The sequence below is a fragment of the Candidatus Microbacterium phytovorans genome (genome assembly GCA_029202445.1).
GTDB lineage: Bacteria > Actinomycetota > Actinomycetes > Actinomycetales > Microbacteriaceae > Microbacterium > Microbacterium phytovorans.
Map to the genome: position 1 here is coordinate 1,059,979 of CP119321.1, position 26,685 is coordinate 1,086,663.

The 26,685-nt window shown below is 69.3% G+C and carries 23 protein-coding genes and 2 tRNA genes; 4 read left to right on the top strand and 21 right to left on the bottom strand.

The window, feature by feature from the left end:
• Nucleotides 1-419: 419 nt before the first annotated feature.
• Nucleotides 420-495 (bottom strand) — tRNA-Glu (locus P0Y48_05090).
• Nucleotides 496-592: 97 nt separating this feature from the next.
• Here P0Y48_05090 and P0Y48_05095 point away from each other — a divergent pair.
• Complete coding sequence (locus P0Y48_05095; GenBank protein ID WEK14582.1) at nt 593-1,231, top strand: MBL fold metallo-hydrolase; 639 nt, start codon at nt 593-595, stop codon at nt 1,229-1,231.
• A gap of 69 nt (nt 1,232-1,300) precedes the next feature.
• Here P0Y48_05095 and P0Y48_05100 read toward each other — a convergent pair whose 3' ends face one another.
• The 5 genes from P0Y48_05100 to P0Y48_05120 form a co-directional block, all read right to left on the bottom strand.
• Nucleotides 1,301-1,570, bottom strand: a complete 270-nt coding sequence (locus P0Y48_05100; protein ID WEK14583.1) for an HPr family phosphocarrier protein — start codon at nt 1,568-1,570, stop codon at nt 1,301-1,303.
• Between the two features lie 30 nt (nt 1,571-1,600).
• Complete coding sequence (locus P0Y48_05105) at nt 1,601-3,646, bottom strand: fructose-specific PTS transporter subunit EIIC (protein WEK14584.1); 2,046 nt, start codon at nt 3,644-3,646, stop codon at nt 1,601-1,603.
• A gap of 29 nt (nt 3,647-3,675) precedes the next feature.
• The gene (locus P0Y48_05110; protein ID WEK14585.1) at nt 3,676-4,623 is read right to left on the bottom strand and encodes a 1-phosphofructokinase family hexose kinase; all 948 of its coding nucleotides are present in this window, start codon (nt 4,621-4,623) and stop codon (nt 3,676-3,678) included.
• Entirely contained in the window at nt 4,620-5,402 is a 783-nt protein-coding gene (locus tag P0Y48_05115) for a DeoR/GlpR family DNA-binding transcription regulator (protein ID WEK14586.1), read from the bottom strand. Before P0Y48_05115 ends, P0Y48_05110 begins: the two co-directional genes overlap by 4 nt.
• A 160-nt stretch (nt 5,403-5,562) precedes the next feature.
• Nucleotides 5,563-6,336: a hypothetical protein gene (locus tag P0Y48_05120; protein WEK14587.1), complete on the bottom strand. Its 774-nt coding sequence runs from the start codon at nt 6,334-6,336 to the stop codon at nt 5,563-5,565.
• A 123-nt stretch (nt 6,337-6,459) separates the two neighbouring features.
• Here P0Y48_05120 and P0Y48_05125 point away from each other — a divergent pair, with 123 nt between their 5' ends.
• Nucleotides 6,460-8,472 carry a DUF262 domain-containing protein gene (locus tag P0Y48_05125; GenBank protein WEK14588.1) on the top strand — a complete coding sequence of 671 codons (2,013 nt, stop codon included), beginning with the start codon at nt 6,460-6,462 and terminating at the stop codon, nt 8,470-8,472.
• A 77-nt stretch (nt 8,473-8,549) separates the two neighbouring features.
• On the opposite strand, the gene P0Y48_05130 is transcribed toward P0Y48_05125, so the two are convergent.
• From P0Y48_05130 to P0Y48_05140, 3 genes are all read right to left on the bottom strand, one after another.
• A tRNA-Gln gene (locus P0Y48_05130) sits at nt 8,550-8,621 on the bottom strand.
• Nucleotides 8,622-8,710: 89 nt separating this feature from the next.
• Nucleotides 8,711-10,225 (bottom strand): glutamate--tRNA ligase, encoded by a 1,515-nt coding sequence (gene gltX, locus P0Y48_05135; GenBank protein WEK14589.1) that lies wholly within the window; start codon nt 10,223-10,225, stop codon nt 8,711-8,713.
• A 10-nt stretch (nt 10,226-10,235) separates the two neighbouring features.
• Nucleotides 10,236-11,210 (bottom strand): LysR family transcriptional regulator, encoded by a 975-nt coding sequence (locus P0Y48_05140; GenBank protein ID WEK14590.1) that lies wholly within the window; start codon nt 11,208-11,210, stop codon nt 10,236-10,238.
• An 80-nt stretch (nt 11,211-11,290) separates the two neighbouring features.
• Between P0Y48_05140 and P0Y48_05145 the strand changes: the two genes are divergently transcribed.
• A complete protein-coding gene (locus P0Y48_05145; GenBank protein ID WEK14591.1) occupies nt 11,291-12,358 on the top strand; it encodes an aminotransferase class V-fold PLP-dependent enzyme in 1,068 nt (355 codons plus the stop codon).
• Nucleotides 12,359-12,394: 36 nt separating this feature from the next.
• Here the strand turns inward: P0Y48_05145 and P0Y48_05150 are convergent, their stop codons facing one another.
• The 5 genes from P0Y48_05150 to P0Y48_05170 are packed head-to-tail and all read right to left on the bottom strand — an operon-like array spanning nt 12,395 to nt 18,208.
• Nucleotides 12,395-13,624, bottom strand: a complete 1,230-nt coding sequence (locus P0Y48_05150; protein ID WEK14592.1) for an MFS transporter — start codon at nt 13,622-13,624, stop codon at nt 12,395-12,397.
• On the bottom strand, nt 13,617-14,384 hold the full coding sequence (locus tag P0Y48_05155; GenBank protein ID WEK14593.1) for a fumarylacetoacetate hydrolase family protein: 768 nt from the start codon (nt 14,382-14,384) through the stop codon (nt 13,617-13,619). The genes P0Y48_05150 and P0Y48_05155 overlap by 8 nt, the downstream gene beginning before the upstream one ends.
• Entirely contained in the window at nt 14,381-15,505 is a 1,125-nt protein-coding gene (locus P0Y48_05160) for a branched-chain amino acid aminotransferase (protein WEK14594.1), read from the bottom strand. Before P0Y48_05160 ends, P0Y48_05155 begins: the two co-directional genes overlap by 4 nt.
• 52 nt (nt 15,506-15,557) lie before the next feature.
• The gene (locus P0Y48_05165) at nt 15,558-16,625 is read right to left on the bottom strand and encodes a 3-isopropylmalate dehydrogenase (protein WEK14595.1); all 1,068 of its coding nucleotides are present in this window, start codon (nt 16,623-16,625) and stop codon (nt 15,558-15,560) included.
• A gap of 35 nt (nt 16,626-16,660) precedes the next feature.
• The gene (locus tag P0Y48_05170) at nt 16,661-18,208 is read right to left on the bottom strand and encodes an MFS transporter (GenBank protein ID WEK14596.1); all 1,548 of its coding nucleotides are present in this window, start codon (nt 18,206-18,208) and stop codon (nt 16,661-16,663) included.
• A gap of 65 nt (nt 18,209-18,273) precedes the next feature.
• Here P0Y48_05170 and P0Y48_05175 point away from each other — a divergent pair, with 65 nt between their 5' ends.
• Nucleotides 18,274-18,819: a TetR/AcrR family transcriptional regulator gene (locus P0Y48_05175; GenBank protein WEK14597.1), complete on the top strand. Its 546-nt coding sequence runs from the start codon at nt 18,274-18,276 to the stop codon at nt 18,817-18,819.
• 9 nt (nt 18,820-18,828) lie between these two features.
• Here the strand turns inward: P0Y48_05175 and serA are convergent, their stop codons facing one another.
• The 7 genes from serA to ilvD all read right to left on the bottom strand — a co-directional run bounded on the left by serA (nt 18,829) and on the right by ilvD (nt 26,677).
• A complete protein-coding gene (gene serA / locus P0Y48_05180) occupies nt 18,829-20,433 on the bottom strand; it encodes a phosphoglycerate dehydrogenase (protein WEK14598.1) in 1,605 nt (534 codons plus the stop codon).
• Nucleotides 20,434-20,557: 124 nt separating this feature from the next.
• The gene (locus P0Y48_05185; GenBank protein WEK14599.1) at nt 20,558-20,908 is read right to left on the bottom strand and encodes a bacitracin resistance protein; all 351 of its coding nucleotides are present in this window, start codon (nt 20,906-20,908) and stop codon (nt 20,558-20,560) included.
• Nucleotides 20,905-21,408: a DNA polymerase III subunit gamma/tau gene (locus P0Y48_05190; GenBank protein ID WEK14600.1), complete on the bottom strand. Its 504-nt coding sequence runs from the start codon at nt 21,406-21,408 to the stop codon at nt 20,905-20,907. The genes P0Y48_05185 and P0Y48_05190 overlap by 4 nt, the downstream gene beginning before the upstream one ends.
• Before the next feature lie 148 nt (nt 21,409-21,556).
• A complete protein-coding gene (gene ilvC, locus P0Y48_05195; GenBank protein ID WEK14601.1) occupies nt 21,557-22,582 on the bottom strand; it encodes a ketol-acid reductoisomerase in 1,026 nt (341 codons plus the stop codon).
• A 31-nt stretch (nt 22,583-22,613) separates the two neighbouring features.
• Nucleotides 22,614-23,123, bottom strand: coding sequence for an acetolactate synthase small subunit (gene ilvN / locus P0Y48_05200; GenBank protein WEK14602.1), 510 nt, complete (start codon nt 23,121-23,123; stop codon nt 22,614-22,616).
• 2 nt (nt 23,124-23,125) lie between these two features.
• Complete coding sequence (locus tag P0Y48_05205; protein WEK14603.1) at nt 23,126-24,928, bottom strand: acetolactate synthase large subunit; 1,803 nt, start codon at nt 24,926-24,928, stop codon at nt 23,126-23,128.
• Nucleotides 24,929-24,970: 42 nt separating this feature from the next.
• Entirely contained in the window at nt 24,971-26,677 is a 1,707-nt protein-coding gene (gene ilvD / locus P0Y48_05210; GenBank protein WEK14604.1) for a dihydroxy-acid dehydratase, read from the bottom strand.
• Between the last annotated feature and the right edge of the window lie 8 nt (nt 26,678-26,685).

Sequence of the window (26,685 nt, forward strand, 5' to 3'; positions counted from 1 at the left end):
CGCAAGAGTCGTCGCCGCGAGCAGCGCTCTGCACCTCATCGACAACATCATCATTGGCTTCTCCATCCCACCTACCTCTGAACTAGCCGCTGCGTCCCTCCTGCGGCGCAAGATGAAGTTGGCGACACGAATGGCATGCAAGTGCCGTTGGGCGGCGTGCTCCAACTCGCGCAGCTATATTCCGGGGCGGTCGGCTCAAATGAACACGCGTATCTTCCGGTCGGTCTGCCGCTCCGTCGTTGAGGCCCGCTGGCTGAGCGCTCATTGTTCTTGGAGTATCGCGGAGACGACGCACCACGGCCGGTGCCGTGTAGTTCCTGCCACGAAGGCTGGCGTCGCGGACAGAAGGTAGAGGCTGAGCCGGGCGCACCGGCGCGAAAACCACGAAACGCCCGTCCGAAGACGGGCGTTTCGTGTGTTGGTGACCCCAGCGGGATTCGAACCCGCGTTACCGCCGTGAGAGGGCGGCGTACTAGGCCGCTATACGATGGGGCCGATCAGGCAACCGTTCGATTATGCCATGCCTCGAACGCTCCGGCCAAATCGGTGCCGCGCCTTGCCTCGAGCCCCTCCGAACGCGTTGACTTACACCATGCGCGTCACGAAGCACGAACACGCCTGCCTCCGACTCGAGTCCGAGGGGCGCACCCTGATCATCGATCCTGGCGGATTCACCCTGCCCCTGCACGACCTCCGCAAGGTCGTGGCGATCGTCCTCACTCACGAGCACCCCGACCACTGGACGGCCGAGCATCTGGAGCGTCTGACCGAAGCCTTCCCGGAGGCGGAGGTGTTCGGACCGGCGGGCGTCGTGTCCGCCGCTGCCGGCTTCGACGTCACCGTGGTCGCTGCCGGGGACAGCGTCACAGTCGACGGCTTCACCCTCGACTTCTTCGGCGGCACCCACAACGTCATCCATTCCTCGATGCCGGTCGTCGACAACGTCGGCGTGCTCGTCAACGGCGACTTCTACTACCCGGGCGATTCCTACACCGTGCCCGAGGGCGTCGACGTGGGGCTCCTCGCCGCGCCGATCGGCGCGCCGTGGCTCAAGATCGGCGAGGCCATGGACTTCGTGCTCGCCGTCGCGCCTCGCCGCGCGTTCGGCACCCACGACATGACCCTCTCCCGCATCGGCCTCGACATGCATCGACAGCGTCTCACCTGGGCCACCGCACAGGGCGGCGGCGAGTTCCTCGCCCTCGAACCCGGCGAGTCCACCGACCTCTGACCCGCACCGAAGACGAAAGACGGATGCCGCGGGGCTCTCGCTCCGCGGCATCCGTCTTCTTTTCGAGTGTTACTCGGCGTCGTGGTCGGTCTCCAGGAAGGCGACCAGGGAGTCCAGCGCCTCCTCGGCGCCGTCACCCTCGGCCTTCAGCGTCACGACCGTGCCCTGCGTGGCGCCCAGACCCATGAGGGTCAGGATGCTCCCGGCGTTCAGGTCGGGACCGCCGTCGACGGCGATCGTGACGGGCACACCGGTGGCTTGGACCGCCTGGACGAAGAGCTTGGCGGGGCGAGCGTGCAGCCCGGAGCTGCTCGCGACGGTGGCGGTACGTTCTGCCATGGTGTTCCTCCTTGGATCGGTGCTACGAGCCTATGCCGTGACGGCTACTGCCGGCACGTCCGCCGCCCCGTCGATAACCTCGGCCGGACGCCGGCGAGCGAACCGCTTCAGCACGACCACGAGCACCGCACTGACGACCGTACCGAGGGCGATCGAGAGCAGCCACAGCCAGAAGTTGTCGATGGCGAAGAAGACGAACACGCCGCCGTGCGGAGCCTTCGACGTGACGGCGAACGCCATCGACAGTGCACCCGTGATCGCGCCGCCGACCATCGCGGCCGGGATGACGCGGAAGACGTCCGCGGCGGCGAACGGAATGGCGCCCTCGGAGATGAACGCCGCGCCGAGGAGCCACGCAGCCTTACCGTTCTCGCGTTCGGGCTTCGAGAAGAGCTTCCGGTCGAGAATGGTCGAGGCCAGCGCCATCGCCAACGGCGGCACCATGCCCGCGGCCATGACGGCCGCCATGATCTGCAGGTAGCGCTCATCCCCCGCGATGCCGGCAGCGAGGTTCGCCGTGGCGAACCCGTAGGCCACCTTGTTGACGGGACCACCGAGGTCGAAGCACATCATGAGGCCGAGGATCACGCCGAGAAGCACCACACCCGCGCCGGTCAGGCTGCTCAGCCAGTCGTTCAGAGCGGCGGTGAGCCAGGCGATGGGTCCACCGAGCACCATGAGCATGAGACCGGACGCGAAGATGGAGCCCAACAGCGGGATGATCACGACCGGCATGAGGCCGCGGAGCCAACGAGGTACGTCAAGGCTGTTCAACCACCACGCGGCAAGACCCGCCAGCAGACCGCCGACGATACCGCCGAGGAAGCCGGCGCCCATGAGGGAGGCGACCGCACCGGCCACGAAACCGGGGGCGATACCCGGTCGATCGGCCATGCCGTACGCGATGTAGCCCGCGAGAGCAGGGACGAGGAAGCCGAACGACGCCGCACCGATGACGAACGCCACCGATCCGAGGTACTGCCCGAGCGGACCGAACATCGAGGTGATGTTCTCCGTCGGCAGGTTCCACAGCGAATTGTTGAGCACGACGTCCTGAGCGTTGTCCGTGACGTTGTAGTTGCCCAGCAGGAAGCCGAGCGCGATGAGCAGACCACCACCGGCGACGAACGGGATCATGTAGCTGACGCCGGTGAGGAGTGCGCGCTTGACGGTGCCCCCGAGCGACGTCGGCGCAGCCGACGCGGTCGCGCCCGTCGCGGCGGCGGCCGCCACCCGCGGCGCGGCGGGGTTCTTGGCCGCAGCCACCGCTTCGGCGATCAGCTGCGACGGCTGCTCGATGCCGCGCTTGACACCCGCGCGCACGACGGGCTTGCCGGCGAACCGCTGCTGCTCGCGCACGTCCACGTCGACGGCGAAGATGACGGCATCCGCCTGTTCGATGATTCCGGAGTCGATCGCCTTGTAGCCGCTCGAGCCCTGCGGCTCGACGACGAGATCGACGCCGTCCTTCTCACCGGCTGCCGTCAGCGCGTCGGCGGCCATGAAGGTGTGGGCGATGCCGGTGGCGCAGGCGGTCACCGCGACGATGCGGGCAGGGCGCCCGTCGATCTGGTGCGCCGCGTCGGCCTCGACGGCGGCCGGTGCACTGGCCGATGCGGCGGGGGCGCCGGAGACGGCAGTGGTGACGAGCGCCACGACGTCCGCGGGGGTAGCTGCGGTGCGAAGTCCCGTCGTGAAGTCGTCGCGCATGAAGCTGCGGGCCAGCTGCGAGAGGACGGCCAGGTGTTCCTCGGCTGCCGTGTCGGGCGCAGCGATGAGGAAGACGAGGTCGGCAGGGCCGTCGGGTGCCCCGAAGTCCACGCCGGGCGTGAGCCGCGCGAACGCGAGCGTCGCCTGCGTGACGGCGGCGCTCTTCGCGTGCGGGATGGCGATCCCGCCGGGGAGCCCGGTCTCGTCCTTCTGCTCACGGGCCCACGCGTCGGCCGCGAGCGCCGCAGCGTCGGTGGCTCGGCCCTGAGCGGCGACGCGCGCCGCGAGGGCCTCGATGACAGCGCGCTTGTCGCTGCCGAGCGGTTCGTCGAGACTGACGAGCTCCGCGGTGATGATCTCTGTCACGGTGACCTCCAGTGGTCGGGTTGTGTGCGTTACGAGAGCGGACGGACCGGCACGTCGCCGGGGGGAAGGTCGTGGGGGGCGGGCGCCTGCGTCCCGGGCAGGGATGCCGCGGCGGAGCCGTAGCGGATGCCGCCGCGCACGCGCTCTTCGGGCGGTGCTCCCGCGGCCCCGGCGAGGAGGTAGCCGGCGAGGGAGCTGTCGCCCGCCCCCACGGTGCTCCGCACCTGGATCGGCGGCGGGGTGCCGTGCCATGCGCCGTCAGCCGTGACGAGGACGGCGCCGTCGCCACCGAGCGTCACGAAGGCCGCCCCCACCTTCTCGGGGACGAGCTTGCGCGCGACGGGTAGGACGGCCTCGGCGAGCGGCGCCCCGGGCTCGATCGCGATGCCCGCCAGTGCGGCGAGCTCGTCCTCGTTCGGCTTGATGAGGTCGGGATGGCCGTGCTCGACCACGGCGCGCAGCGCGGCGCCCGACGTGTCCACCGCGATCGCCGGTGCGTGGGCGCCCCAGCGGGCGCGAACGGCACGAATGAGGTGAACGTAGTAGTCGTCGGGCAGCCCCGGGGCCAGCGAGCCCGCGAGCACGAGCCAGTCGGCTCCCCCGGCCGTCTCGACAACGGCATCCGCCAGTGCGGAGGCATCCTCTTCGGTCAGCGAGATGCCGGGAAGATTGAGTTTCGTGGTCACGCCTTCGGGGTCGGCGATGGTGAGATTCGCCCGCGCCGGTCCGTGCACGCGCACCGTGCGCACCGGCAGCCGCGCGCCGCGCAGTGCGGCCGCGAAGGGGTCGCTCTCGTCGAGCGGCAGCACGGCGATGGTCGGGTGTCCGGCGGCTGCGACCACCCGTGCGACGTTGATGCCCTTGCCGCCCGCGTCTTCCCGCGATCCGACGGCGGCCTGCACTTCGCCGACGCGCAGCGGCTCGCCGATGCTGATCGTGCGATCCAGTGACGGATTGGTGGTGACGGTGACGATCATGCGACATGCACCTCGACTTCGGCGTCGTCGAGCGCACGAGCGAGGTCACCGCGGGGCTCGGCGTCGGTGATGAGAACGTCGACGGCCGACAGCGGTGCAAAGGAGACAAGGAGTTCGGCATCGAACTTCTCGGCATCCGCGACGACCACGACCCGTCGCGCCGCGGCGACAACGGCGCGCTTGACGGCTGCCTCGTCCGGGTCGGGGGTGCTCAGTCCGAACGCGGCGGAGATGCCGTTGACGCCGACGAGAGCGACGTCCGGACGCAGTCGCGAGACCGCCTCCACCGTCTGGGCGCCCACGGCCGCGGCGGTGAGTCCGCGCACACGTCCGCCGATCGCGGTGAGACCGACCGCTGGGGAGCCGGCGAGCGTGTGCGCCACCGTCATCGAGTGCGTCACGACCTCGAGCCCGGTGCCGACGGCGGTCTCCCGGGCGAGGAGCTGGGCGATGGCCGCGGTCGTCGTGCCGGCGTCGAGGTAGACGGCGCCGTCGAGACCGTTGCCGAGGAGATCGACAGCGGCGCGAGCGATCGCCTGCTTCGCTCCGCTGCGGACACCGGTGCGCTCGGCGAGAGAGCGCTCGACGGTGCTCGCACGCGTGCGGCTGACGGCGCCGCCGTGCACGCGCCGCACGAGACCCGTGCGTTCGAGGTGGGCGAGGTCGCGGCGCACGGTCTCCGTGGTGACGCCGAATCGATCCGCCAGATCGACGACCGCGACACGTCCGTCGGCGGCGATCAGCTGCTCGATCTGCTGCTGGCGCTCCGTTGCGTACATGTGGTCCTCCTTGAACAAGCCACACATTACAACACATACCAACATGTCACAACAGGCGGATGCCAACGACCGCATCGCACGGCAGTGCCCGCCCCACACTCCCGCCGCAACGACGAAGGTCCCGGCCAGTCGGCCGGGACCTTCGTCGTTATCGCGAGGCTCAGGCCTCGCTCATCACCGTCACTTCCTTCTGTCCGCGGGCCGCGAGGGCGGCAGCGCGCGCGGCGAGGCGGCGAGCCTGCTCCGCCTGACCGGCGTCGAGCTCCTCCTGGTCGACCGGGAAGCTCTCGACGCGGTTCACGCCGTTGTACTTCTCGATGTAGGCGTCGAGCTCGGGGCCGCTCGTCCACGAGGTGATCAGGCAGTAGCGGGGCGCGTCGCCGTGGTGCGTCGCCGCGTGCCACAGCCGCTGGGTGTCGATGATCAGCTGCGCGCCGGCGGGGAGCGCGATGCGCGTCTCCTCGCTCGGATCGGTGCGGTTCTCCCGGAGGACGAAGAAGCTGTCCTTGTCGTCGGTGAGGTTGAAGAAGCTGCGGACGACCCATCCCGTACCGTCGGGGTTCAGGCGGTTGTTGTCGTCCTGGTGCAGGTTGTAGAGGCAGTCGGCGTACGTGTTCGGCTGCAGTTCGATGATGCGGCAGCGGCCGACGTTCGAGCCCGGCTCGAGGGCGCGCTCCGTGAGCGTGGGCGCGATGGCGGTCTGCGAGTCGATCCAGACGCCGTCCTTGTCGGTGCGCGGCGGCTTGTGGTTCCAGAACCCGTTGCACTCGATCTCACCCTTGGCGGACGCGAGCGGCGCGAAGCGCGTGTCACCGGAGGACTTCCAGTCGACGTACTCGACGTCGAGCCACTCCTTCGGATCGATCTCCTTGTTGTAGCGATCGAGAACGACGTAACCCGTCTCCTCGAGATGCTTCGACTTGATGTAACCCATGACGAATCATGCCCTTTCCGCGGACCAGCGAAGTTTTTACAGGCCCGACTTAGGCAAGCCTACAGAGCCGTCCGCGGGGGCCGATTAGACTCGTCGGGGGTTCCGAGGAGCGATACGGAGAACATGAGCACTGCCACGAATGTCGATGCCACCGCCGTCAACACGATCGCGTGGCTCTCGGCATCCGAGACCACGATCGTGGTCCCCGTCTATCAGCGTCAGTACCGCTGGGACATCGGCGGGTGCGAGCAGTTGCTCCACGACATCCGCGCTGTCGCCGATACCGACGACGGGCACACCCACTTCATCGGCTCGATCCTGTCCACCGCGTCGACCACCGCATCCGACGATGCTCACCTCGTGCTGATCGACGGTCAGCAGCGCATCACGACCCTCATGCTGCTCGTCGCGGCGCTCCACCACACCCTCGTCGACGACGACCCCGCACTCGCGGCGGAGCTCGCGCGCGTGCTCGTGCGCGACGGCGACCGGAGCCGCACGAAGCTGCGACCGCACCGGGCGTGGGCCGACGTGTTCGAGAGCGTCGTCCTCGACCGCCGCTCCCCCGACGACGCACAGCGCGAGTCGCGGTTCGACGACAACTACGCCTTCTTCCGCAGTCAGATCCGACCCGACGAGGCCGCACGCATCTGGCGCGGGCTCCAGAAGCTCGAGCACGTGTCGATCACCCTGGGTGCCGACGCCAACGCGCAGCAGATCTTCGAAAGCCTCAACTCCACGGGCGAACCGTTGCGCGACCACGAACTCATCCACAACTACGTGCTGATGGGGTTGTCTCACGCCGAACAGAGCGAGATCGAGAACGACTACTGGCTCCCGATCGAGCAGAACACCGGTGAGCAGATCGGCTCGTTCTGGCGCCACTACCTCGTCATGCTGACAGGGCGTGAGGTCGCCGTCGTGGGCGAGCGCGGCGTCTACGACGCCTTCCGCCACGAGTTCCCCCGCCTGGGGATCGACACGCTGCGTGTCCACGCCCGCCGATGGCGCGAACTGTCGGAGATCTACCGCACACTGCTCGATCCCACACTTGCCCCCGACCCGGAGATCGGCCGACAGCTCGCCTACCTCAACACCTTCGGCCGCGGCATGTACCCCCTCGTCATGCGGCTCTACCGTGACCACCTCGCGGGCACGCTGAGCGTCGACGAGCTCATCGCGTCGACCGAGCACCTCCAGTCGCTCCTGCTGCGCCGCAAGGTCGTCGGCCTCTCCAACGACCGCTTGGTCGCCCGGCTCTGCCGCGCCGCCGATGAGGGCCGCGACGCACTCGTCCACGCCATCGCCCGCATCACGCCGTCCGATGAGCGCGCCCGCGTCGGCCTGAAGTACAGCGACCTCCCCCACGCACCGTATGTGCTGGGACGCCTTGCGGGCGTGGACGAACACGACGGACTCGACGTCGACCACGTGGTCCCGCTCGCCCCGAGCGACGACTGGACCGGCGACGGCGTCCGCCGCTGGGCGGACTACACCGACGACGAGCAGAACGCGCATCGGGCGCTCGCGCAGACCCTCGGCAACCTGGTGCTCCTCGAAGGCGACCTGTTCGATCGCGCGTTCGACGCCCCCTTCCCCGCCAAGCGCGACGTCTACGCCCGCAGCGCCGTCGTCCCCACCTCCGAGCTGGCTCTCGAACCGTCGTGGAACACGGCAGCGATCGCGGCACGCACCGAGAACCTCACGGCGCGCTTCGTGCAGGTGTGGGAGCGTCCGGCCGTCGTCGGGATCGACGACGACAACCTCACCCCCATCCTGGACGCCAAGAAGCGCCGCGGGTGGCCCCGGGGATGGCAGCGCGAGTTCGACTACGTGGAGTTCCGCGGCGAGCACTGGGAGGTCAAGGACGTCCGCTACCTCTTCAACCGGGTGTTCAAGCGGTTGTGGGCCGACTCGCGTCAGAGCGTCATCGACTTCAGCGCACGCCGCGGCGGGCCGCTCTACCCCTCGATGGCGTGGAACGGCCAGTGGGACGAAGTCGCCGACGGTCAGTACCTCTACATGGGGTGGGACTCGAAGTACATGATGACCGCCGTGCAGGGCGTGCTCGACGAGGCCGGCTGGGCGTCGGAGGTGTTCCTGAAGTACTCCTACATCGGGGATGCGATGCCGTGACAGCGCCGCGCGGACCACGTCCGTGCGGCATTCCCCGGGGAAACGCAAAACCCCCGCGTGAGCGGGGGTTTTCCTTGCTGGGGTACCTGGACTCGAACCAAGAACAACTGAACCAGAATCAGCCGTGTTGCCAATTACACCATACCCCAAGGGCTGTGCGACGTGAGTCGCACCGAGGATCGAGTCTACCCGACGCCGGGAGCCTCTCCAAACCGGAACGGCCCCGGGCGTTTCGCGCTCACACGTCGCGCGAGGCGAGCGCCCGCAGCCGTCGGAGCGTCTCGGTCTTCCCGAGGAGCTCCATCGACTCGAACAGCGGCGGGGAGACGCGCCGGCCGCTGAGGGCGACTCGGAGCGGTCCGTACGCGACGCGGGGCTTGAGGCCGAGGCCGTCGATGAGCGCCGCCGAGAGGGCCTGCTGAATGGGCGTCGCCTGGAAGTCCGACTCGCTGAGCGGCTCCAGGGCGGCAGCGGATGCCTTCAGCACCTCGTTCGCGTTGGCGGGAAGGCCCCCGAGGGCGTCGTCGTCGTAGGCGACCTCGTCGCGGAAGAGGAAGCCGAGAAGTCCCGGCGCCTCCCCCAGCAACTGCATGCGCTCCTGGACGAGCGGGGCCGCGGCATCCAGGAGGCGCTGCTGCTCGGCGGTGGGCGGCTCGGCGACGAGGTTCGCCGCGGCGAGGTACGGCACGAGGCGGGCGGCGAAGTCCTCGGGCGCCAGCATGCGGATGTGGTCGCCGTTGATCGACTCGGCCTTCTTCTGATCGAAGCGGGCGGGGTTCGGGTTCACGTCGGCGATGTCGAAGGCCGCCGTGAACTCGTCGAGGGAGAACACGTCACGGTCGGCCGCGATCGACCAGCCGAGGAGCGCCAGATAGTTGAGGAGCCCTTCGTGGATGAAGCCCTTCTCGCGCTGCAGGAACAGATCGGCCTGCGGGTCGCGCTTGGACAGCTTCTTGTTCCCGGTCTCTCCCAGCACGAGGGGCATGTGCCCGAAACGCGGAACGAACGTCGTGACGCCCGCGTCGATCAGCGCCGCATACAGCGCGAGCTGACGGGCCGTGGAAGGCATGAGGTCTTCGCCGCGGATGACGTGGGTGATGCCCATGAGGGCGTCGTCGACCGGGTTGGTGAACGTGTACAGCGCCTGCCCTCCGGCCCGCACGACGACGAAGTCGGGGAACGACCCGGCAGGGAAGGTCACCTCACCGCGGATCAGATCGACATAGGTGAGGTCGCGGTCGGGAACCCGCAGGCGCCATGCCGGCTCACGGCCCTCCGCCCGGAAGGCCGCGCGCTCCTCGTCGGTGAGATGCCGGTCGTGGTTGTCGTAGCCCAACTGCTTCGCGCGACCGTTCGCCTCGTTGCGCGCGTCGATCTCCTCCGCCGTCGAGTACGACTCGTAGACCGCTCCGGCCGCGATGAGCGTGTCGAGCACGCCCGCATAGATCTCGGACCGCTGCGACTGGCGATAGGGGCCGTGCGGTCCGCCCTTCTCCACGCCCTCGTCCCAGTCGATCTTCAACCAGGTCAGCGCGTCGACGAGCTGACGATAGCTCTCCTCGCTGTCGCGGGCGGCGTCGGTGTCTTCGACGCGGAACACGAGCTTGCCCCCGGTGTGACGCGCATAGGCCCAGTTGTAGAGGGCAGTGCGGATCATGCCGACGTGCGGCAGCCCCGTCGGCGACGGGCAGAACCGCACGCGGACATCGGTTCCGGAGGCGGTGGTGGTACGAGGATCGATCGCGGCAGACATCCGCACCAGTCTAGTTCTGCAACGCCGTTCGCTCCGTCGCCGGCGCGGCCCCCGTCGTGGCGACGGCGACGGCGCGCGCGAGCACCGACAGCACCACCGCGACCGCGGGTACCCGCTCCGCGCCGTGGGCCGTGACGGCGTGAATCGTCCGCTCCTCTCCCGGCGGCAGTCGCCGGGTGACGACACCGGGCAGCGGCGGGAAGGAGGCGACTCCCAGTGCGGGAAGCGTCGCCACACCGATCCCCTGCGCGACGAGGCCTTCGACGGCGACCACATTGTCGGTTTCGAAGCCGATGTGCGGCTCGAAGCCCGCTCGACCGCACAGCTCCAGAAGGTGACCCCGGCAGCGAGGACATCCGGCGATCCAGTTCTCGCTCGCGAGCACCGCGGGGTGGACCACGTCGTCGTCCGCCGCAGGATGCCCGTCGGGCAGCACCACGAGCAGCTCGTCAGTGCCCACCCGACGCACGGCCAGTCCACGGGCGCTGGCCCCGTGCGGGTCGTCTCGGTCGCCGGGATACGAGAAGGTGAGCGCGATGTCGGCGCGATCCTCCCTCACCGCGGTGACCGCTTCCGGCGGCTCGGCCTCGACGTAGGTGATCGTGATGCCGGGATGGCTCGCCGTGAGAGTGGCGAGAACCCGCGGCAGAATCGTCGGCGTCGCGGACGGAAAACCCACGATGCGCACCGTGGCCGTGCGGAGGCCACGAAGCTCGTCGAGCTCGCCCGCCACGGCTTCCAGCGCGGTGGCGACAGCGGGCGCATGGCGGGCCAGCACCCTTCCCGCCTCCGTCAGGCGCACCCCACGACCGACACGCTCCACGAGGGGAAGACCCAGGCGGGCCTCGACGCGCCGCATCTGCTGACTCACCGCAGGCTGGCTGTACCCGAGCGCCTGAGCCGCCGCCGTCAGAGAGCCGGTGTCGGCGATGGCCTTCACGAGCCGCAGAGTCTGCGCATCGATCGGTGCGTCAGCGTCGGTCATGGCATTACATAATCACATGGCATGTTTTTCATGCAATACCTGCTCTGGTCCAATGTTCGAGCAGTCGCGAGGCTGGTCGCATGCCCGCCACCATCATCGCCGCCCCGCCCGCGCCGCAGACGACCGACGTCGCATCGCTGCGTCGCGAGTTCCCGGGCGCGCGAGGATATCTCGCCGCCTGCACCGCGGGCCTGCCCCCGCTCGCGACGCGCGACGCGGTGCGTACCGACCTGGACGCGCGCCCGGACCCCGCGCGCTACTCGCTCGCCGTCGAGTCCTCTCGCGCCTCCGCCGCCCGCCTGCTCGGGGCCGAGCCCGGGCGCGTCGCGATCGCATCGCAGACCTCCGTCACCGTCGGGATGATCGCCGTATCCCTCCCGATCGGCGCCGAGGTGCTGTGCGCCGAGGGCGACTTCTCGTCGCTCGTGCTCCCCTTCGTCCACTCGGGCCGCGATCTCCGCGTCCGCTTCGCCCCCCTGGCCGAGCTCGCCGACGCCGTCCGCCCCACCACCGCGCTCGTCGCCTTCTCCCTCGTGCAGTCGGCGTGCGGCGAGGTCGCCGACCCGGTGGCCATCGCCGCCGCCGCACGCGCCGTCGGCGCGCGCACGCTCTGCGACGCGACCCAGGCCGCGGGATGGATGCCGGTCGACGGCTCGCTCTTCGACGCCGTCGTCTGCCACGCCTACAAGTGGCTGTGCGCTCCCCGCGGCGTCGCGTTCCTCGCGGTTTCGGCGGAGTTCGGCGAGGCCTTGCGGCCGATACACGCCGGCTGGTACGCGGGCGATGACCCCTGGGCGTCGTGCTACGGCGGCGACGCGGTATTGGCATCCGATGCGCGACGGTTCGACGTGTCTCCCGCGTGGCAGGCGTTCGTGGGTGCCGACCCCGCGCTGCGCCTCTTCGCCGACGCCGACATGCCCGCCGTCGAGCGGGAGACCACGCGGCTGGCCGATCGCTTCCGCGCCGAGCGCGGCCTCCGGGGAACGGGCGCGATCGTGTCGTGGCCGGATCCCGACGGCGACGATCTGACCCGGTTGTCCCGTGCGGGCATCGCGGCCTCCGGCCGCCGCGGACGCACGCGCGTCGCGTTCCACGTCTTCAACGACGACGACGACGTGGACGACGCCGTTCGCGCGCTGACCGCCTGATCCCGTCTTCCGCCGCTTCCCCGCGGAAGACCCCGCTCACCGTCGAGCGAAAGGCGACAGGACCGTGACGGCGATGACGATGACGAGCGCTACGAGAGCGAGCCCGCCGTAGCCGATCCAGCTGAGGACGACCCCGGCCAGCACGGCGCCGACAGCGGCGCTCAGGGTCATCACGGTGTCGGAGAGTCCCTGACGACGCGGTCGGAGGGCCGTCGCACTGCTCTCGGTCAGCAACGACGCGCCTGCCACCGTCGCCGCGCTCCACCCGAGACCCAGCAGCAGCAGAGCCACGAGCACCGCCCACTGATTCCGTGGGGCGACGGCCGCCACGACGAGCGAGGCGGCGAGGACGCCCTGGCCGAGGAGGATGACCGGGATACGGCCCCAGCGGTCGGCAGCCACACCGAACAGCGGCGACAGCCCATACATGCCGAAGACGTGCAGTGCGATGGTCGTGCCCACGATGAGCGTCACGTGATCTGGGGCCAGGTGAGAGAGGTGCACCGGCGTCATCGCCATGACGGATGCCATCACGACATGCGATCCGGTCACGGCGAAGATCGCGTACCGCGCCGACCGCGGGCGGTCCTCCGTGGCGACCACCCCGCCCGGGGCGGCGCCCGTGCGGGCCAGCCGCTGCGCCACCAGGAGCGGGTCCGGCCGCAGCGCGATGATGTACAACACGAATGCGCACACCTGCGCGACGATGGAGAACGCGTACGCACCCGTGAGCGGCGGCATCCCGATCGCCTGCCCGACCGCCTCACCGGGCGTCAGCATCAGCGGACCGAGCACCCCGCCGACCGTCGTCGCCCACACGACCGTTCCGAGGTCTCGGCCCCGGCGGCTCGACGTCGCCAGATCGGTGGCAGCGAATCGCGATTGGAGGTTTCCCGCGTTCCCGGCGCCGATCAGCACGACGCCGACGATCAGGAGCGGGAATGCACGGGATGCCGCGGCCACCAGCACGACCGAGATGCCCACGAGGGCGAACAGGTTCCCGAGCGTCAACGCGAGCCGGCGCCCCCGGCGGGCGGCGAGACGGGCCAGCGGAATCGCGCACAGCGACGCACCCAGGGTGACCGAGGCCGTGGCGAGACCGGACAGCGACTCATCGCCGGACAGATCCGCGGCCAGCAGCGCGCCGAGGGAGACGGTCGCCCCGAACGCGATGCCGCCGAGCACCTGTCCCGCGGCGAGGACCCGCACGGTGCGCCGCTGAAGGGCGGCGACCTCCATGGGAGTGTCGAGGACGGTCTCAGGCATCACGTGCCGTGTTGCGCAGCACGCCGATCCCCGAGATTTCCACCTCCACGGTGTCGCCCGCCTCGAACGGTCCGATGCCCGCGGGCGTGCCCGTCAGGACGACGTCGCCCGGGAGCAGGGTGAAAGCGGCCGAGGCGTACGCGATGATGTCCGCGACCGAATGCACCATGTCGCTCAGCGGGCCGTCCTGGCGGACCTCGCCGTTGACGCGCGACACGATCCGATGGCCGCCATCGAGGTCAAACTCCGTCTCGATCACGGGACCGAGCGGACAGAACGTGTCGAAGCCCTTCGCGCGCGCCCACTGTCCGTCGGAGCGCTGGAGGTCGCGCGCGGTGACATCGTTGGCGACCGTGTAACCGAAGATGTACGAGTCCGCGTCGGCCGCGGGGACGTCCTTCGCCACCCGGCCGATCACGACGGCGAGCTCGCCCTCGAAGTCGGTGCGCTCGGACTGACGCGGGCGCACGATCACGTCGCCCGGGCCGATCACCGACGTGTTGGGCTTGAGGAACAGCAGCGGTTCAGCCGGCGCCTCGCCACCCATCTCGGCCGCGTGGTCGCGGTAGTTCTTTCCGACGCACACGACCTTCGAGCGTGGGATCACCGGCGCCAGGAGGACGGCGTCTGCGAGAGCGACCCGCTCCCCCGTGGTCTCGAAGCCCGCGAACAGCGGATCGCCCGCGAGGACGACGAGGTCGCCGTCGTCGAGGATGCCGAAGCGGATCGCATCGTCGTGGCGGAAGCGCGCGATCTTCACCGGGCGTCCTCGGCATCCGTCGGCTCGTCCAACCGCAGCAGCCAGCCGTGGGTGTCCTCCGCGCGACCGTACTGGATGTCGGTGAGGTGCTGGCGGAGCTCCAGCGCGAGGGAGCCGGTCGGCTGGACGTCTTCGAAGCCCTTGGCCTTCAACACGCCGATAGGAGCGACCACGGCGGCCGTTCCGCACGCGAACACCTCGACGATGTCACCCGATGCGACGCCGTCGCGCCACTCCTGCAGCGACACGTGGCGCTGCTCGACGACGTGTCCACGGTCGCGCGCCAGCTGCAGCAGCGAATCGCGGGTGATGCCCTCGAGGATCGAGTCCGACTGGGGGGTGACGATCGTGCCGTCCTTGTAGACGAAGACGATGTTCATGCCCCCGAGCTCCTCGACGTTGCCGTCCTGATCGAGGAAGACCACCTGATCGCATCCCTGCTCATACGCCTCCGCCTGCGGGAGCAGGCTGGCGGCGTAGTTGCCTCCGGTCTTCGCCGCGCCCGTGCCGCCCTTGCCGGCGCGGGAGTAGTCCTCGCTCAGCCAGATCGACACCGGCTTCGCACCGCCCTTGAAGTAGGCGGCCACGGGACTGGCGATCAGGTAGTACGCGACCTTCGCCGCCGGGCGGACGCCGAGGAACGCCTCCTTGGCGAACATGAATGGGCGCAGGTACAGGCTCTGGTCGGCACCGGAGGGCACCCACTCCCCGTCGACGGCGATAAGCTCGCGCAACGACTGGATGAAGTACTCGACCGGCAGCTCGGGAAGGGCCAGGCGTCGTGCGCTGCGCTGCAGTCGCGCCCCGTTCTGGTCGGGACGGAAGGTGTGGATCGATCCGTCGGCGTGGCGGTAGGCCTTGATGCCCTCGAAGATCTCCTGGCCGTAGTGGAGCACCGCGGCGGCGGGGTCGAGCGAGATCGGCCCGTACGGCTGCACGCGCGGACGGTGCCATCCCCCACGCGCGGACCAGCAGATGTCGACCATGTGGTCGGTGAACGTCGTGCCGAAGACGGGATCGCGCAGGAGGTCCTCGCGCTCGGCGGCCGACTTCGCGGCGAGATTCCGGGTGACCGCGAAAGCGAGCGGAGCGGTCGCGGTCTGGGGGTCGGTGAGGGTCATGATCTGTCCTGTTTCCTGCGCGGAGGCGACGGATGCCGGGTGCGTCACCAGGTTACGCCTGGAGACGGGAAACGATGGCGTCGCCGACCTGCGCGGTCGTGCGTGCGGTGGCCCCCCGCGTCGCGATGTCCTCCTCGACAGCGCGGGTGACGCGCTGAGCTTCGGCGGCGAGCCCGAGATGATCGAGCAACAGCGCCGTGGAGAGGATCGCGGCCGTGGGATCGGCCTTCTGCTGTCCCGCGATGTCCGGGGCCGAGCCGTGCACGGGCTCGAACATCGAGGGGAACGCGCCGTCGGGGTTGATGTTCCCCGATGCGGCGAGGCCGATGCCTCCGGTGACGGCGCCGGCCAAGTCGGTGAGGATGTCGCCGAAGAGGTTGTCGGTGACGATCACGTCGAAGCGGCCCGGGTTTGTGACCAGGAAGATCGTCGCCGCGTCGACGTGGAAATAGTCTACGGTCACCTCGGGGTGCTCTGCCGCCACCGCGTCGACGATGCGCTTCCACATGCCGCCGGCGTGGACGAGCACGTTGGTCTTGTGCACGAGCGTGAGCTTCCCGCGTCGCCGCGCGGCCTGCGCGAACGCGAATCGCACGACGCGCTCGATCCCGTAGGCGGTGTTGACGCTCGTCTCGTTGGCCACCTCGTGGGGCGTGCCGGTGCGGATCGAGCCGCCGTTGCCGACGTAGGGGCCCTCGGTCCCCTCGCGCACGACGACGAAGTCGATGTCCCCCGGCGCCGCCAGCGGCCCGGGCACCCCCGGATAGAGCTTGGACGGGCGCAGGTTGACGTAGTGGTCGAGCGCGAAGCGCAGCTTCAGGAGCAATCCGCGCTCGATGTTGGCGCCCGCGAGCCGCGGGTCGCCGGGCTGGCCACCGACCGCGCCGAGCAGAATCGCGTCGTGACCGGCGATCGCGGCCAGGTCGTCGTCGGTGAGCGTGTCGCCCGTCTCGAGGTAACGCGCGGCGCCCAGGGAGAAGCGCGTGATCGCGAACTCCACCGCGGAGTCCGCCGTCACGGCATCCAGGACCTTCTCCGCCTCGGCGATGACCTCGGGGCCGATTCCGTCTCCCGGAATCACGGCCAGGCGGACGGTGCGTTCGGCGATCGCGCGCGACATTGCTCTCCTCGTGGCTGGGGATCCGCGGGGCGCGCTCAGTGGTCGGTCGACGCGCTGCGGGTGCCTCCCAGCGTAGCGGCCGCGATGAGCGCGGCGATGCCGACGAGCACGGCTCCGATGACGGCGGTGATGCCCACTCCGGCGTCGAAGGCGTGCGCCGCCGCCTGGCGAAGCGCCTCCCCCGCGCCGGCCTCCAGCTCGGAGGACACCGCGACGGCGCCGGCGAGCGTCTCGCGGGCGGCGTCGGCTGCGGCGCTATCCACACCCGGGGGGATCACGATCCCGGTGCGGTAGGCGGCCGTGAGGATGCCACCGAGCACCGCCGTCCCGAGCACCGCGCCGAGCTCATAGGCCGTCTCAGACACCGCGCTGGCCGCACCCGCCTTCGCGGGCGGCGCGCTCGCGAGGATGAGGTCGTTGGAGACCGTCTCGGCTGCGCCGATCCCGACACCCAGGAGGGTGAAGGCACCGACGAGCAGCGACAGCGCGCCGTCGCCGACCGCGAGCGGGACCAGCAGGTACGCCACGACCGAGAACAGGAGCGCCGCGGGCACGACGATACGCGGGGCGACCCGACGCGACACGGGCACCACGAGGAGACCCGCGACGATCATCGCGAGCATCCCCGGCACGAGCGCGAAACCGGCCTGCATCGGCGACAGGCCGACGATCAGCTGGAGGTGCTGCGCGACGAAGTACAGGAAGCCGACGAGGGCGATCACGCTCAGGAGGTTGACCAGGAGCGCGCCGCTGAAGGTTCCCCGCCCGAACAGGCGCATGTCGAGCATGGGCACCTCGGCCGCGAGCTGGCGGCGGACGAACACCACCCCGAAGCCCACTCCGGTGATCACGAGCACGAGAGGCAGCCATCCCATGCCGTGCACCGCGACCTCCTTGATCGCGTAGACGACGGGGATCATCGTCAGCATCGACAGCGCGATGCTGACGGGATCGATGCGCCCGGGGCGCGGATCCCGACTCTCCGGCACGAGGAGCGGCGCGAACACCAGCAGCGGAACGAGCACGGGCACCGACAGCAGGAACACGGATCCCCAGGAGAAGTGCTCCAGCAGGATGCCGCCGACGATCGGTCCGAGCGCGGCACCCGCCGAGAACATCGAGGCCCACACGGCGATGGCGAGGCGACGCTGGTCGCGGTGGGTGAAGATGCTGCGCAGCAGCGACAGTGTGGAGGGCATGAGCATCGCCCCGAACACGCCCATCGCCGCGCGCGCCGCGATGAGCATGCCTGCCGACGTCGCGAAGGCGGCGAGCACCGACACTGCGGCGAATCCGACGGCTCCGATCAGGAGCAGCTTGCGCCGGCCGTAGCGGTCGCCCAGCGTTCCCATCGTCACGAGCAGGCCGGCGAGGACGAGCGGGTACGCGTCGATGATCCACAGCTGCTGCGCGCTGGAGGGCGCGAGGTCGAGGGCGATGTCGGGCAGCGCGAAGCTCAGCACCGTGTTGTCCACCGAGACGAGCAGCACGGGAAGCATGAGCACGACCAACGCGGCCCAGCCGCGCCAGCCCACACGCCGCCCGGCGGCGTCGGCCAGGGAGATCTCTTCCGTCAAAGTCATTTTCTATACCGTCCAGCCGGTATAGTAACAGACTCCGCCGCCCGCCCGTCGTTACGATCGGAACCATGAGCAGACCTCCGCACGCCCGAGAGAGCGTCCTCGATGCCTTCGAAGCGCTGCTCATCGCCGAGGGCGAACGCGCGGCCACGATGGAGGCTACGGCGCGCGCCGCCGGCGTCTCCAAGGGCGGCCTGCTTTACCACTTCGCCTCCAAGGAAGCCCTCGAGGCGGCGCTGCTGGCACGCATGGAAGTGCGCGTGCACGACGACGTCGAGGAGATGCGCGCCGATCCTTCGGGTCTCGTCGCCGCTTTCGTGCGCACGTCGGTCATGAACGACTCCCCCGTCGACCGCGCTCTCATCGCCGTGTCGAAACTGGCCCAGGCAGGCAATGCGGATGCCGCTCTCGCGCTACGCCGCGTGCGGCAGCAGTGGGAGGATGCGCTGCGTCCCCACACCCGCGACGAGACCGCCCTCCACCTCGTGCTGCTCGTGAGCGACGGGCTCTACTTCAACAACGCTCTCGACCAGGGTGCCGTCCCGGGTCCCGTGCCACAGGGCGCCGACATGGACGCGCTGATCGCACTGGTCGAGCGCGCCACGCGCGCCTGACGGCGCGCCTCAGGACTCGGTGATCTCGATCTGACGGAACAGGTCCGCCTGGATCGCGGAGCGGACCTCGTCGAGCAGCTCGTCGGGCACCGGCGAGTCGACGGTCAGCACCGACAACGCCTGGCCGCCGGCCTGCGTGCGCGCGATCTGCATGCCTGCGATGTTGATCCCTGCTTCGCCGAACTTCTGGCCGTACACCGCGACGATGCCGGGGCGGTCGGTGTAGATCATGACGATGTGGTGCTTCTCGATGGGCAGCTCCAGCGGGTGCCCGTTGATGCCGACGAGCTTCTCGGTCTGCTTCGTGCCCGTGAGAGTGCCCGACACCGAGAGCTGCGAGCCGTCCGAGAGCGCCCCGCGGAGCGTGATGACGTTGCGGTACTCGTCGGACTGGTCGTCTACGAGCAGGCGCGACTCGATGCCCCTCTGCTCCGCCAGCAACGGCGCGTTCACGTAGGACACCGTCTCACTGACGACGTTCGTGAAGACGCCCTTCAGCGCTGCGAGCTTGAGCACCTTGACGTCGTACTGGCTGAGCTCTCCGTGCACTTCCACGTCGAGGCTGGTCAGCGGCGAGTGGGCGAGCGCAGAGAAGATCTGCCCGAGCTTCTCCACGAGCGGGATGCCGGGGCGCACGTACGGGTCGATGACGCCCCCGGCGACGTTGACGGCATCCGGGACGAGTTCGCCGCCGAGCGCGAGACGCACCGACTTCGCGACCGACACGCCCGCCTTCTCCTGCGCCTCGTCGGTCGAGGCGCCCAGGTGCGGGGTGACGAGGACGTTGGGAAGCTCCAGGAGCGGGAACGCCGTGCCGTCCTCCTTCGGCGGCTCGCTCGTGAACACGTCGAGGCCAGCCCCGGCGATCTCGCCGGTCGTCAGCGCCGTGTGCAAAGCGACCTCGTCGATGAGGCCACCGCGCGCGACGTTCACGACGTAGGCCGTCGGCTTCATGCGCGAGAACTGCTCGGTCGAGATCATGCCCGTCGTCTCGGGCGTCTTGGGCATGTGGATGGTGACGAAGTCGCTCTGCTCCAGAAGCTCGTCGAGCGTGACCAGCTGCACGCCCAGCTGCTGCGCGCGCGCACTCGTGACGTAGGGGTCGTAGGCGACCACCGACATGCCGAACGCCTGCAGACGCGCGGCGATCAGCGCTCCGATACGACCGAGACCGATGATGCCGAGGGTCTTCTCGAACAGCTCGACGCCCGTGTAGGCGCTGCGCTTCCACTGACCGGCCGACAACGACGCGTGGGCGGCCGGCAGCCGACGTGCGAGCCCGAGAATGTGGGCGACGGTGAGCTCGGCGGCGGAAATGATGTTCGACGTCGGGGCGTTGACCACCATGACGCCGGCCGTCGTGGCCGCCTTGATGTCGACGTTGTCGAGACCGACGCCGGCGCGCGCGATGACCTTGAGCGCGGGGGCCGCGGCGATCGCCTCGGCATCCATCTTCGTCGCCGAGCGGATCAGCACCGCGTGCGCATCGGCAAGCGACGGCAGCAGTGCAGCGCGGTCGGCGCCGTCGACGTGGCGGATCTCGAAATCCGGCCCGAGGGCATCGATCGTGGCGGGAGAGAGTTCTTCGGCGATGAGCACGACGGGCTTGGACACGCTGGGCAACCTTCAGGGGCGTCGCGGGAGCGAGGAGCGATGGGTGGGATGCCACGCCGCACACCGTCGGGGCGGGGCCCGACCAGCCTACCGCTCACGACAGGTCGTCACCGACCGCATGACGTCATGCGCCCAGGAGCGTCCCGCCGCTGCTCGAGAGCGCGTAGGCGACGACGTTCAGCCAGAACACTGCCACCAGCGCGAGCCCGGTGAGCATCAGGAGGGCGAACTCCCCCGCACGCCGGCGAGACCCCAGGGCGAACGCTGCGGCGAACACGAGGATCGGGAACGCCGCAGTGAACAGCAGCAGCCCCCATCCGAGCGCATTGAGCCCGAACTGACCGCTGGCCTGACCGATGAGCAGCCCCACCGCGTTCCACACCGCGTAGGCGTAGAAGAGGCCGAACGCGCCACCGATCGTCGCGATGACCCACGTCGGCATCACTCGAGGTGTCTTCACTCGCTGCTCGCTCATTGCCCCACCGCTCCGATCATGATGAACGGCCACGGCACCAGCAGCACCGCTCCGGCGACGAGCCAGACGAACCGCACCCACGTCGCGCGCCCGCGGGTGAGCACGAGGCTGGCGACGAACCAGATCGCAGGAGCCGCGACGGCGAGCCAGAACGCGGGCACGTACGCCGCGGGGATCAGATTGAGGAACGGCGCGATCTCCTGCAGGCGCAGCCCGCCGATGATCCAGCCGACCGTGAACAGGAGGTACACGCCGCCGAGCAGCCCGAGGGCCACGAGCGCGACGTTCCCCAGCTGCGGCCCGACCTCGTCGGCGACCTCGCCGGCCTCGTCCTCGGTCGCCCGCCCGTCGGACGAGTCCAGGTCCTCGCTGCCGCGACCGACCGCCACGAAGCCCTCGGGCAGCCGCGGAGGGTGTTTCTCGACGGGGCGCGAACCGCCGACGTCCAGCGTCGGGTCGTCGTCGCCTCCCCAGGACAGCGCGTCGTCGTCTCGGCTCACCGCTTCAGCGTACCCGGGTGGCGCGCTCGTGCCGTGGATGACGACGAGCCCGCTTCCTTGTAAGGAAACGGGCTCGTCTGGCTTGCGAGAAGCCGTACTCGGCGGGTGAGCCGAGGGACTGGACGCGCCGGAACGGCGCGAGGCGGGGTCAGCGGGCGGCGGAACCCTCGGTGTAGTCGGCGTCCTGCTGCTTCCAGGCGAACAGGGCACGCAGTTCCTTGCCGACCGCCTCGATGGGGTGGGCGGCAGCCTTGGCGCGAAGCTCCTGGAACTCGGGCGCACCGGCATCCTGGTCGCCGATGAAACGCTCCGCGAAGGCGCCCGACTGGATGTCGGCGAGCACGCCCTGCATGTTCTCCTTGACGCGCGGGTCGATGACACGCGGGCCCGAGACGTAGTCGCCGTACTCGGCCGTGTCGGAGACCGACCACCGCTGCTTGGCGATGCCGCCCTCCCACATGAGGTCGACGATGAGCTTGAGCTCGTGGAGCACCTCGAAGTAGGCGATCTGCGGCTGGTAGCCGGCCTCGGTCAGCGTCTCGAAGCCGTACTGGACGAGCTGCGACACGCCGCCGCACAGGACAGCCTGCTCACCGAACAGGTCGGTCTCGGTCTCCTCGGTGAAGGTCGTCTTGATGACACCGGCACGGGTGCCGCCGATGGCCTTCGCGTACGCCAGCGCGGTCTGCCACGCCGAGCCGGAGGCGTCCTTCTCGACGGCGATGATGTCGGGGATGCCACGACCGGCGACGAACTCGCGACGCACCGTGTGCCCGGGCGCCTTGGGGGCGACGAGGATCACGTCGACGCCCTCGGGGGCATCGATGTAGCCGAAGCGGATGTTGAAGCCGTGTGCGAAGGCGAGCGTCTTGCCCTCGCTGAGGTTCGGCTTGATGTGGTCGTTGTAGATGCCGCGCTGGTGCTGATCGGGCGCGAGGATCATGATGAGGTCGGCCCACTGGGTCGCGTCGGCGACCGACTTGACCTCGAAGCCCTCCTCCTGAGCCTTCGGCGCCGACTTCGAGCCGTCCTTGAGCGCGATGACGACCTCGACGCCCGAGTCGCGGAGGTTCAGCGCGTGCGCGTGACCCTGCGAGCCGTAGCCGACGATGGCGACCTTCTTGCCCTGGATGAGGGACAGGTCTGCGTCGGAATCGTAGAAGATTTCGGCCATGGGTGTGTTTCTCCTTGTGTTCGAAAAGGGTTCAGCCGCGCAGGACGCGTTCGGTGATGGACTTGCCGCCGCGCCCGATGGCGAGGAGGCCGGACTGGGCGAGCTCCTTGATGCCGAAGGGCTCCAGGGCGCGCAGGATCGCCTCGATCTTGCCGCGGTCGCCGGTGACTTCCACCACGAGCGCGTCGGTCGCGTAGTCGACGATCGACGCCCGGAAGAGGTTCACGACCTCGATGACGTTCGATCGGGTCTGATTGTCGGCGCGGACCTTGATCAGCATGTGATCGCGCTGCACCGACGACGACGCGTCGAGCTCCACGATCTTGATGACGTTGATGAGCTTGTTCAGCTGCTTCGTCACCTGCTCCAGGGGCAGCTCGTCGACGTCGACGACGACCGTGATCCGCGACAGGCCGGGGACCTCGGTGACGCCCACGGCGAGCGACTCGATATTGAACCCGCGGCGCGCGAAGAGTCCCGCGACACGAGTCAGCAGACCCGGCTTGTTCTCCACCAGGAGGCTCAGCACATGACGACTCATTCTCAGGCCTCCTCGTCGAACTTCGGCGCGTGGTCGCGCGCGTACTGGATGTAGCTGTTGCTCACGCCCTGCGGCACCATCGGCCACACCATCGCATCGGCGCTGACGACGAAGTCGATCACCACCGGACGATCGTTCGTCTCGAGGGCGGTGCGGATCGCGGCATCCACGTCTTCCTCCTTCTCCACGCGAAGCGCGAGGCAGCCATAGGCTTCCGCGAGCTTCACGAAGTCGGGGATGCGGATCGTGTCATGGCCCGTGTTGAGGTCGGTGTTGGAGTAGCGCCCGTCGTAGAACAGGGTCTGCCACTGCCGCACCATCCCGAGCGACGAGTTGTTGATGATCGCGACCTTGATGGGGATGTTGTTGATGGCGCAGGTCGCGAGCTCCTGGTTCGTCATCTGGAAGCAGCCGTCGCCGTCGATCGCCCACACGACTCGATCGGGCTCGGCGACCTTCGCGCCCATGGCCGCCGGCACCGAGTAGCCCATCGTGCCCGCGCCGCCGGAGTTCAGCCACGCGTTCGGACGCTCGTACTTGATGAACTGCGCCGCCCACATCTGGTGCTGTCCCACGCCCGCGGCGAAGACGCCCTCGGGTCCGGTGAGCTCGCCGATTCGGGAGATGACGTGCTGCGGGGACAGGAGACCGTCGGAGGGCTGCGTGTACCCCAGCGGGAACTCGTCACGGAGCCCGTCGAGGAAGGCCCACCACTCGGAGATGTCGGGGGCCGCACCGCCGGTGAGCCCCTGGAAGGCCGAGCCGAGGTCGATGAGCACATCGCGCAGATCGCCCACGATCGGCACGTCGGCCGTGCGGATCTTGGAGATCTCGGCGGGGTCGATGTCGACGTGCACGACCTTCGCGTGCGGGGCGAACAGCGCCGCCTTGCCCGTGACGCGATCGTCGAACCGCGCTCCGAGCGACACGAGCAGGTCGGACTCCTGGAGCGCGAGGACCGCCGGGACCGTGCCGTGCATACCCGGCATGCCGAGGTGCTGAGCGTGCGAGTCGGGGAACGCGCCGCGCGCCATGAGCGTGGTGACGACGGGCGCGCCGGTGGCCTCGGCGAGGGCGAGGAGATCGGCCGACGCCTGCGAACGGATCACGCCGCCGCCGACGTAGAGCACCGGCTTCTTCGCCTCCGAGAGCAGCTGCGCGGCCGCTTGGATCTGCTTTCCGTGCGCCTTCGTCACCGGGCGGTAGCCGGGCAGATCGATCTTCGGCGGCCAGATGAAGGGTGCCTCAGCCTGCTGGGCGTCCTTCGTGATGTCCACGAGCACCGGTCCGGGACGACCCGTGCCGGCGATCTCATAGGCAGCGGCGATCGCGCCGGGGATCTCGGCGGCATCCTTCACGAGGAAGGAGTGCTTCGTGATCGGCATCGTGATGCCGACGATGTCCGCCTCCTGGAACGCGTCGGTCCCCATCAGGTTGGAGAACACCTGACCCGTGATGCAGACGATCGGCACGGAGTCCATGTACGCATCGGCGATCGCCGTCACGAGGTTGGTCGCGCCGGGACCGCTCGTGGCGATCGCGACGCCCACCTTGTTCGACGCGGCGGCGTAGCCCTCCGCAGCGTGGCCGGCACCCTGCTCGTGGCGCACGAGGATGTGGCGCAGCGCCGACGAGTCCATGAGCGGGTCGTAGACGGGCAGGATCGCGCCGCCGGGAAGGCCGAAGACGTCGGTGACGCCGAGCAGCTCGAGCGAGCGGACGACGGCTTCGGCACCCGTCAGCACGGGAGCGGACTGGTTTCGGGCGGGCGGCCGGGGAACGGCCGCAGCGGTGTCGGATGACATGGGTGAACCTCGAATGGTGGAGTCGACGCAGTCGGGAGGGCCTCAGCCTGTCGTCGCGCCCTCCGCAGCGGAGCGCACGAGCTTCGAGTACTTGGCCAGGACGCCACGGGTATAGCGCGGAGGAAGGGGCTCCCAGCCTTCGCGGCGGGAACTCAGCTCAGCCTCGTCGACGAGTAGGTCGAGAGTGCGAGCCGCGATATCGACCCGTATCAGATCACCATCGCGCACGAAGGCGATGGGACCAGCGTCCACCGCTTCGGGTGCTATGTGGCCGATGCACAGGCCGGTTGTGCCGCCTGAGAATCTGCCGTCCGTCAAGAGTAGTACATCTTTTCCGAGCCCCGCGCCCTTGATGGCGGCGGTGATGGCGAGCATCTCGCGCATGCCCGGGCCGCCCTTGGGGCCCTCGTAGCGGATCACGACGACGCTGCCCGCCTCGATCTCGCCCGCCGCGAGCGCATCGATCGCACCGCGCTCGCGCTCGAACACGCGTGCCGGACCTTCGAAGACGGCCGCGTCGAAACCGGCGGTCTTCACCACGGCGCCCTCGGGCGCGAGGGAGCCGTGCAGGATCGTGAGCCCTCCCGTGGCGTGGATGGGGTTGTCGAAGGTGTGGATGACGGTGCCGTCGATGGGGTCGGGGTTCAGATCGGCGAGGTTCTCCGCGAGAGTCTTGCCGGTGACCGTGAGCGCATCGCCGTGCAGGAGGCCTTCGTCGAGCATGGCCTTCATGATGACGGGGATGCCGCCGTGCCGGTCGACGTCGTTCATGACGTACTTGCCGAAGGGCTTCATGTCCGCGACGTGCGGGACCTTGTCGCCGATGCGGTTGAAGTCGTGGAGGCTCAGATCGACCTCGGCCTCGCGGGCGATGGCGAGGAGGTGCAGGACGACGTTGGTGGAGCCGCCGAGCGCCATCGCGAGGGCGATCGCGTTCTCGAACGCCTCCTTGGTGAGGATGTCACGCGTCGTGATGCCCTGACGGAGCAGATTCACGACCGCCTCCCCCGAACGGTGCGCGTAATAGTCGCGCCGGCGGTCCGCCGACGGCGGCGCGGCGGAGCCGGGAAGGCTCAGCCCCAGCGCCTCGGCCACGGACGCCATGGTGTTGGCGGTGTACATTCCGCCGCAGGCACCCTCGCCCGGAGCGATCGCGCACTCGATGCGCTTGAGGTCTTCCTCGCTCATCTTGCCCGCCAGGCACGCGCCGACGGCCTCGAAGGAGTCGATGATCGTGACATCCTTCTCGGTGCCGTCGGACAGCTTCACCCAGCCCGGAGCGATCGAACCCGCGTAGAGGAACACGCTCGACAGATCGAGGCGCGCGGATGCCATGAGCATGCCGGGGATCGACTTGTCGCAGCCCGCGAGCAGCACCGACCCGTCGAGGCGCTCGGCCATGATCACCGTCTCGACGGAGTCGGCGATGACCTCGCGGCTGACGAGCGAGAAGTGCATGCCCTCGTGGCCCATGGAGATGCCGTCGGAGACGGAGATGGTGCCGAACTGCAGCGGGTACCCGCCGCCGGAGTGCACACCCTCCTTGGCTCCCTGTGCGAGCCGGTCCAGGCTCAGGTTGCAGGGGGTGATCTCGTTCCAGCTGGATGCGATCCCGATCTGGGGCTTGTCCCAGTCCTCGTCACCCATCCCGACGGCACGCAGCATGCCTCGGGAGGTCGTGGCCTCGATGCCGTCGGTGACGACGCGACTGCGGGGCTTGATGTCGATGGTGTTGTCGGGCGCAGGCATTCTCGAAG

Coding starts and splice junctions, on each gene's coding strand:
- ilvD (WEK14604.1), bottom strand. CDS start 26,677: ATGCCTGCGCCCGACAACACCATCGACATCAAGCCCCGCAGTCGCGTC.
- P0Y48_05160 (WEK14594.1), bottom strand. CDS start 15,505: ATGACCCTCACCGACCCCCAGACCGCGACCGCTCCGCTCGCTTTCGCG.
- P0Y48_05170 (WEK14596.1), bottom strand. CDS start 18,208: ATGACTTTGACGGAAGAGATCTCCCTGGCCGACGCCGCCGGGCGGCGT.
- P0Y48_05140 (WEK14590.1), bottom strand. CDS start 11,210: ATGACCGACGCTGACGCACCGATCGATGCGCAGACTCTGCGGCTCGTG.
- P0Y48_05175 (WEK14597.1), top strand. CDS start 18,274: ATGAGCAGACCTCCGCACGCCCGAGAGAGCGTCCTCGATGCCTTCGAA.
- P0Y48_05165 (WEK14595.1), bottom strand. CDS start 16,625: ATGTCGCGCGCGATCGCCGAACGCACCGTCCGCCTGGCCGTGATTCCG.
- P0Y48_05150 (WEK14592.1), bottom strand. CDS start 13,624: ATGCCTGAGACCGTCCTCGACACTCCCATGGAGGTCGCCGCCCTTCAG.
- ilvN (WEK14602.1), bottom strand. CDS start 23,123: ATGAGTCGTCATGTGCTGAGCCTCCTGGTGGAGAACAAGCCGGGTCTG.
- P0Y48_05125 (WEK14588.1), top strand. CDS start 6,460: ATGAGCACTGCCACGAATGTCGATGCCACCGCCGTCAACACGATCGCG.
- P0Y48_05145 (WEK14591.1), top strand. CDS start 11,291: ATGCCCGCCACCATCATCGCCGCCCCGCCCGCGCCGCAGACGACCGAC.
- P0Y48_05100 (WEK14583.1), bottom strand. CDS start 1,570: ATGGCAGAACGTACCGCCACCGTCGCGAGCAGCTCCGGGCTGCACGCT.
- gltX (WEK14589.1), bottom strand. CDS start 10,225: ATGTCTGCCGCGATCGATCCTCGTACCACCACCGCCTCCGGAACCGAT.
- P0Y48_05110 (WEK14585.1), bottom strand. CDS start 4,623: ATGATCGTCACCGTCACCACCAATCCGTCACTGGATCGCACGATCAGC.
- P0Y48_05095 (WEK14582.1), top strand. CDS start 593: ATGCGCGTCACGAAGCACGAACACGCCTGCCTCCGACTCGAGTCCGAG.
- P0Y48_05185 (WEK14599.1), bottom strand. CDS start 20,908: ATGAGCGAGCAGCGAGTGAAGACACCTCGAGTGATGCCGACGTGGGTC.
- ilvC (WEK14601.1), bottom strand. CDS start 22,582: ATGGCCGAAATCTTCTACGATTCCGACGCAGACCTGTCCCTCATCCAG.
- P0Y48_05205 (WEK14603.1), bottom strand. CDS start 24,928: ATGTCATCCGACACCGCTGCGGCCGTTCCCCGGCCGCCCGCCCGAAAC.
- P0Y48_05120 (WEK14587.1), bottom strand. CDS start 6,336: ATGGGTTACATCAAGTCGAAGCATCTCGAGGAGACGGGTTACGTCGTT.
- P0Y48_05115 (WEK14586.1), bottom strand. CDS start 5,402: ATGTACGCAACGGAGCGCCAGCAGCAGATCGAGCAGCTGATCGCCGCC.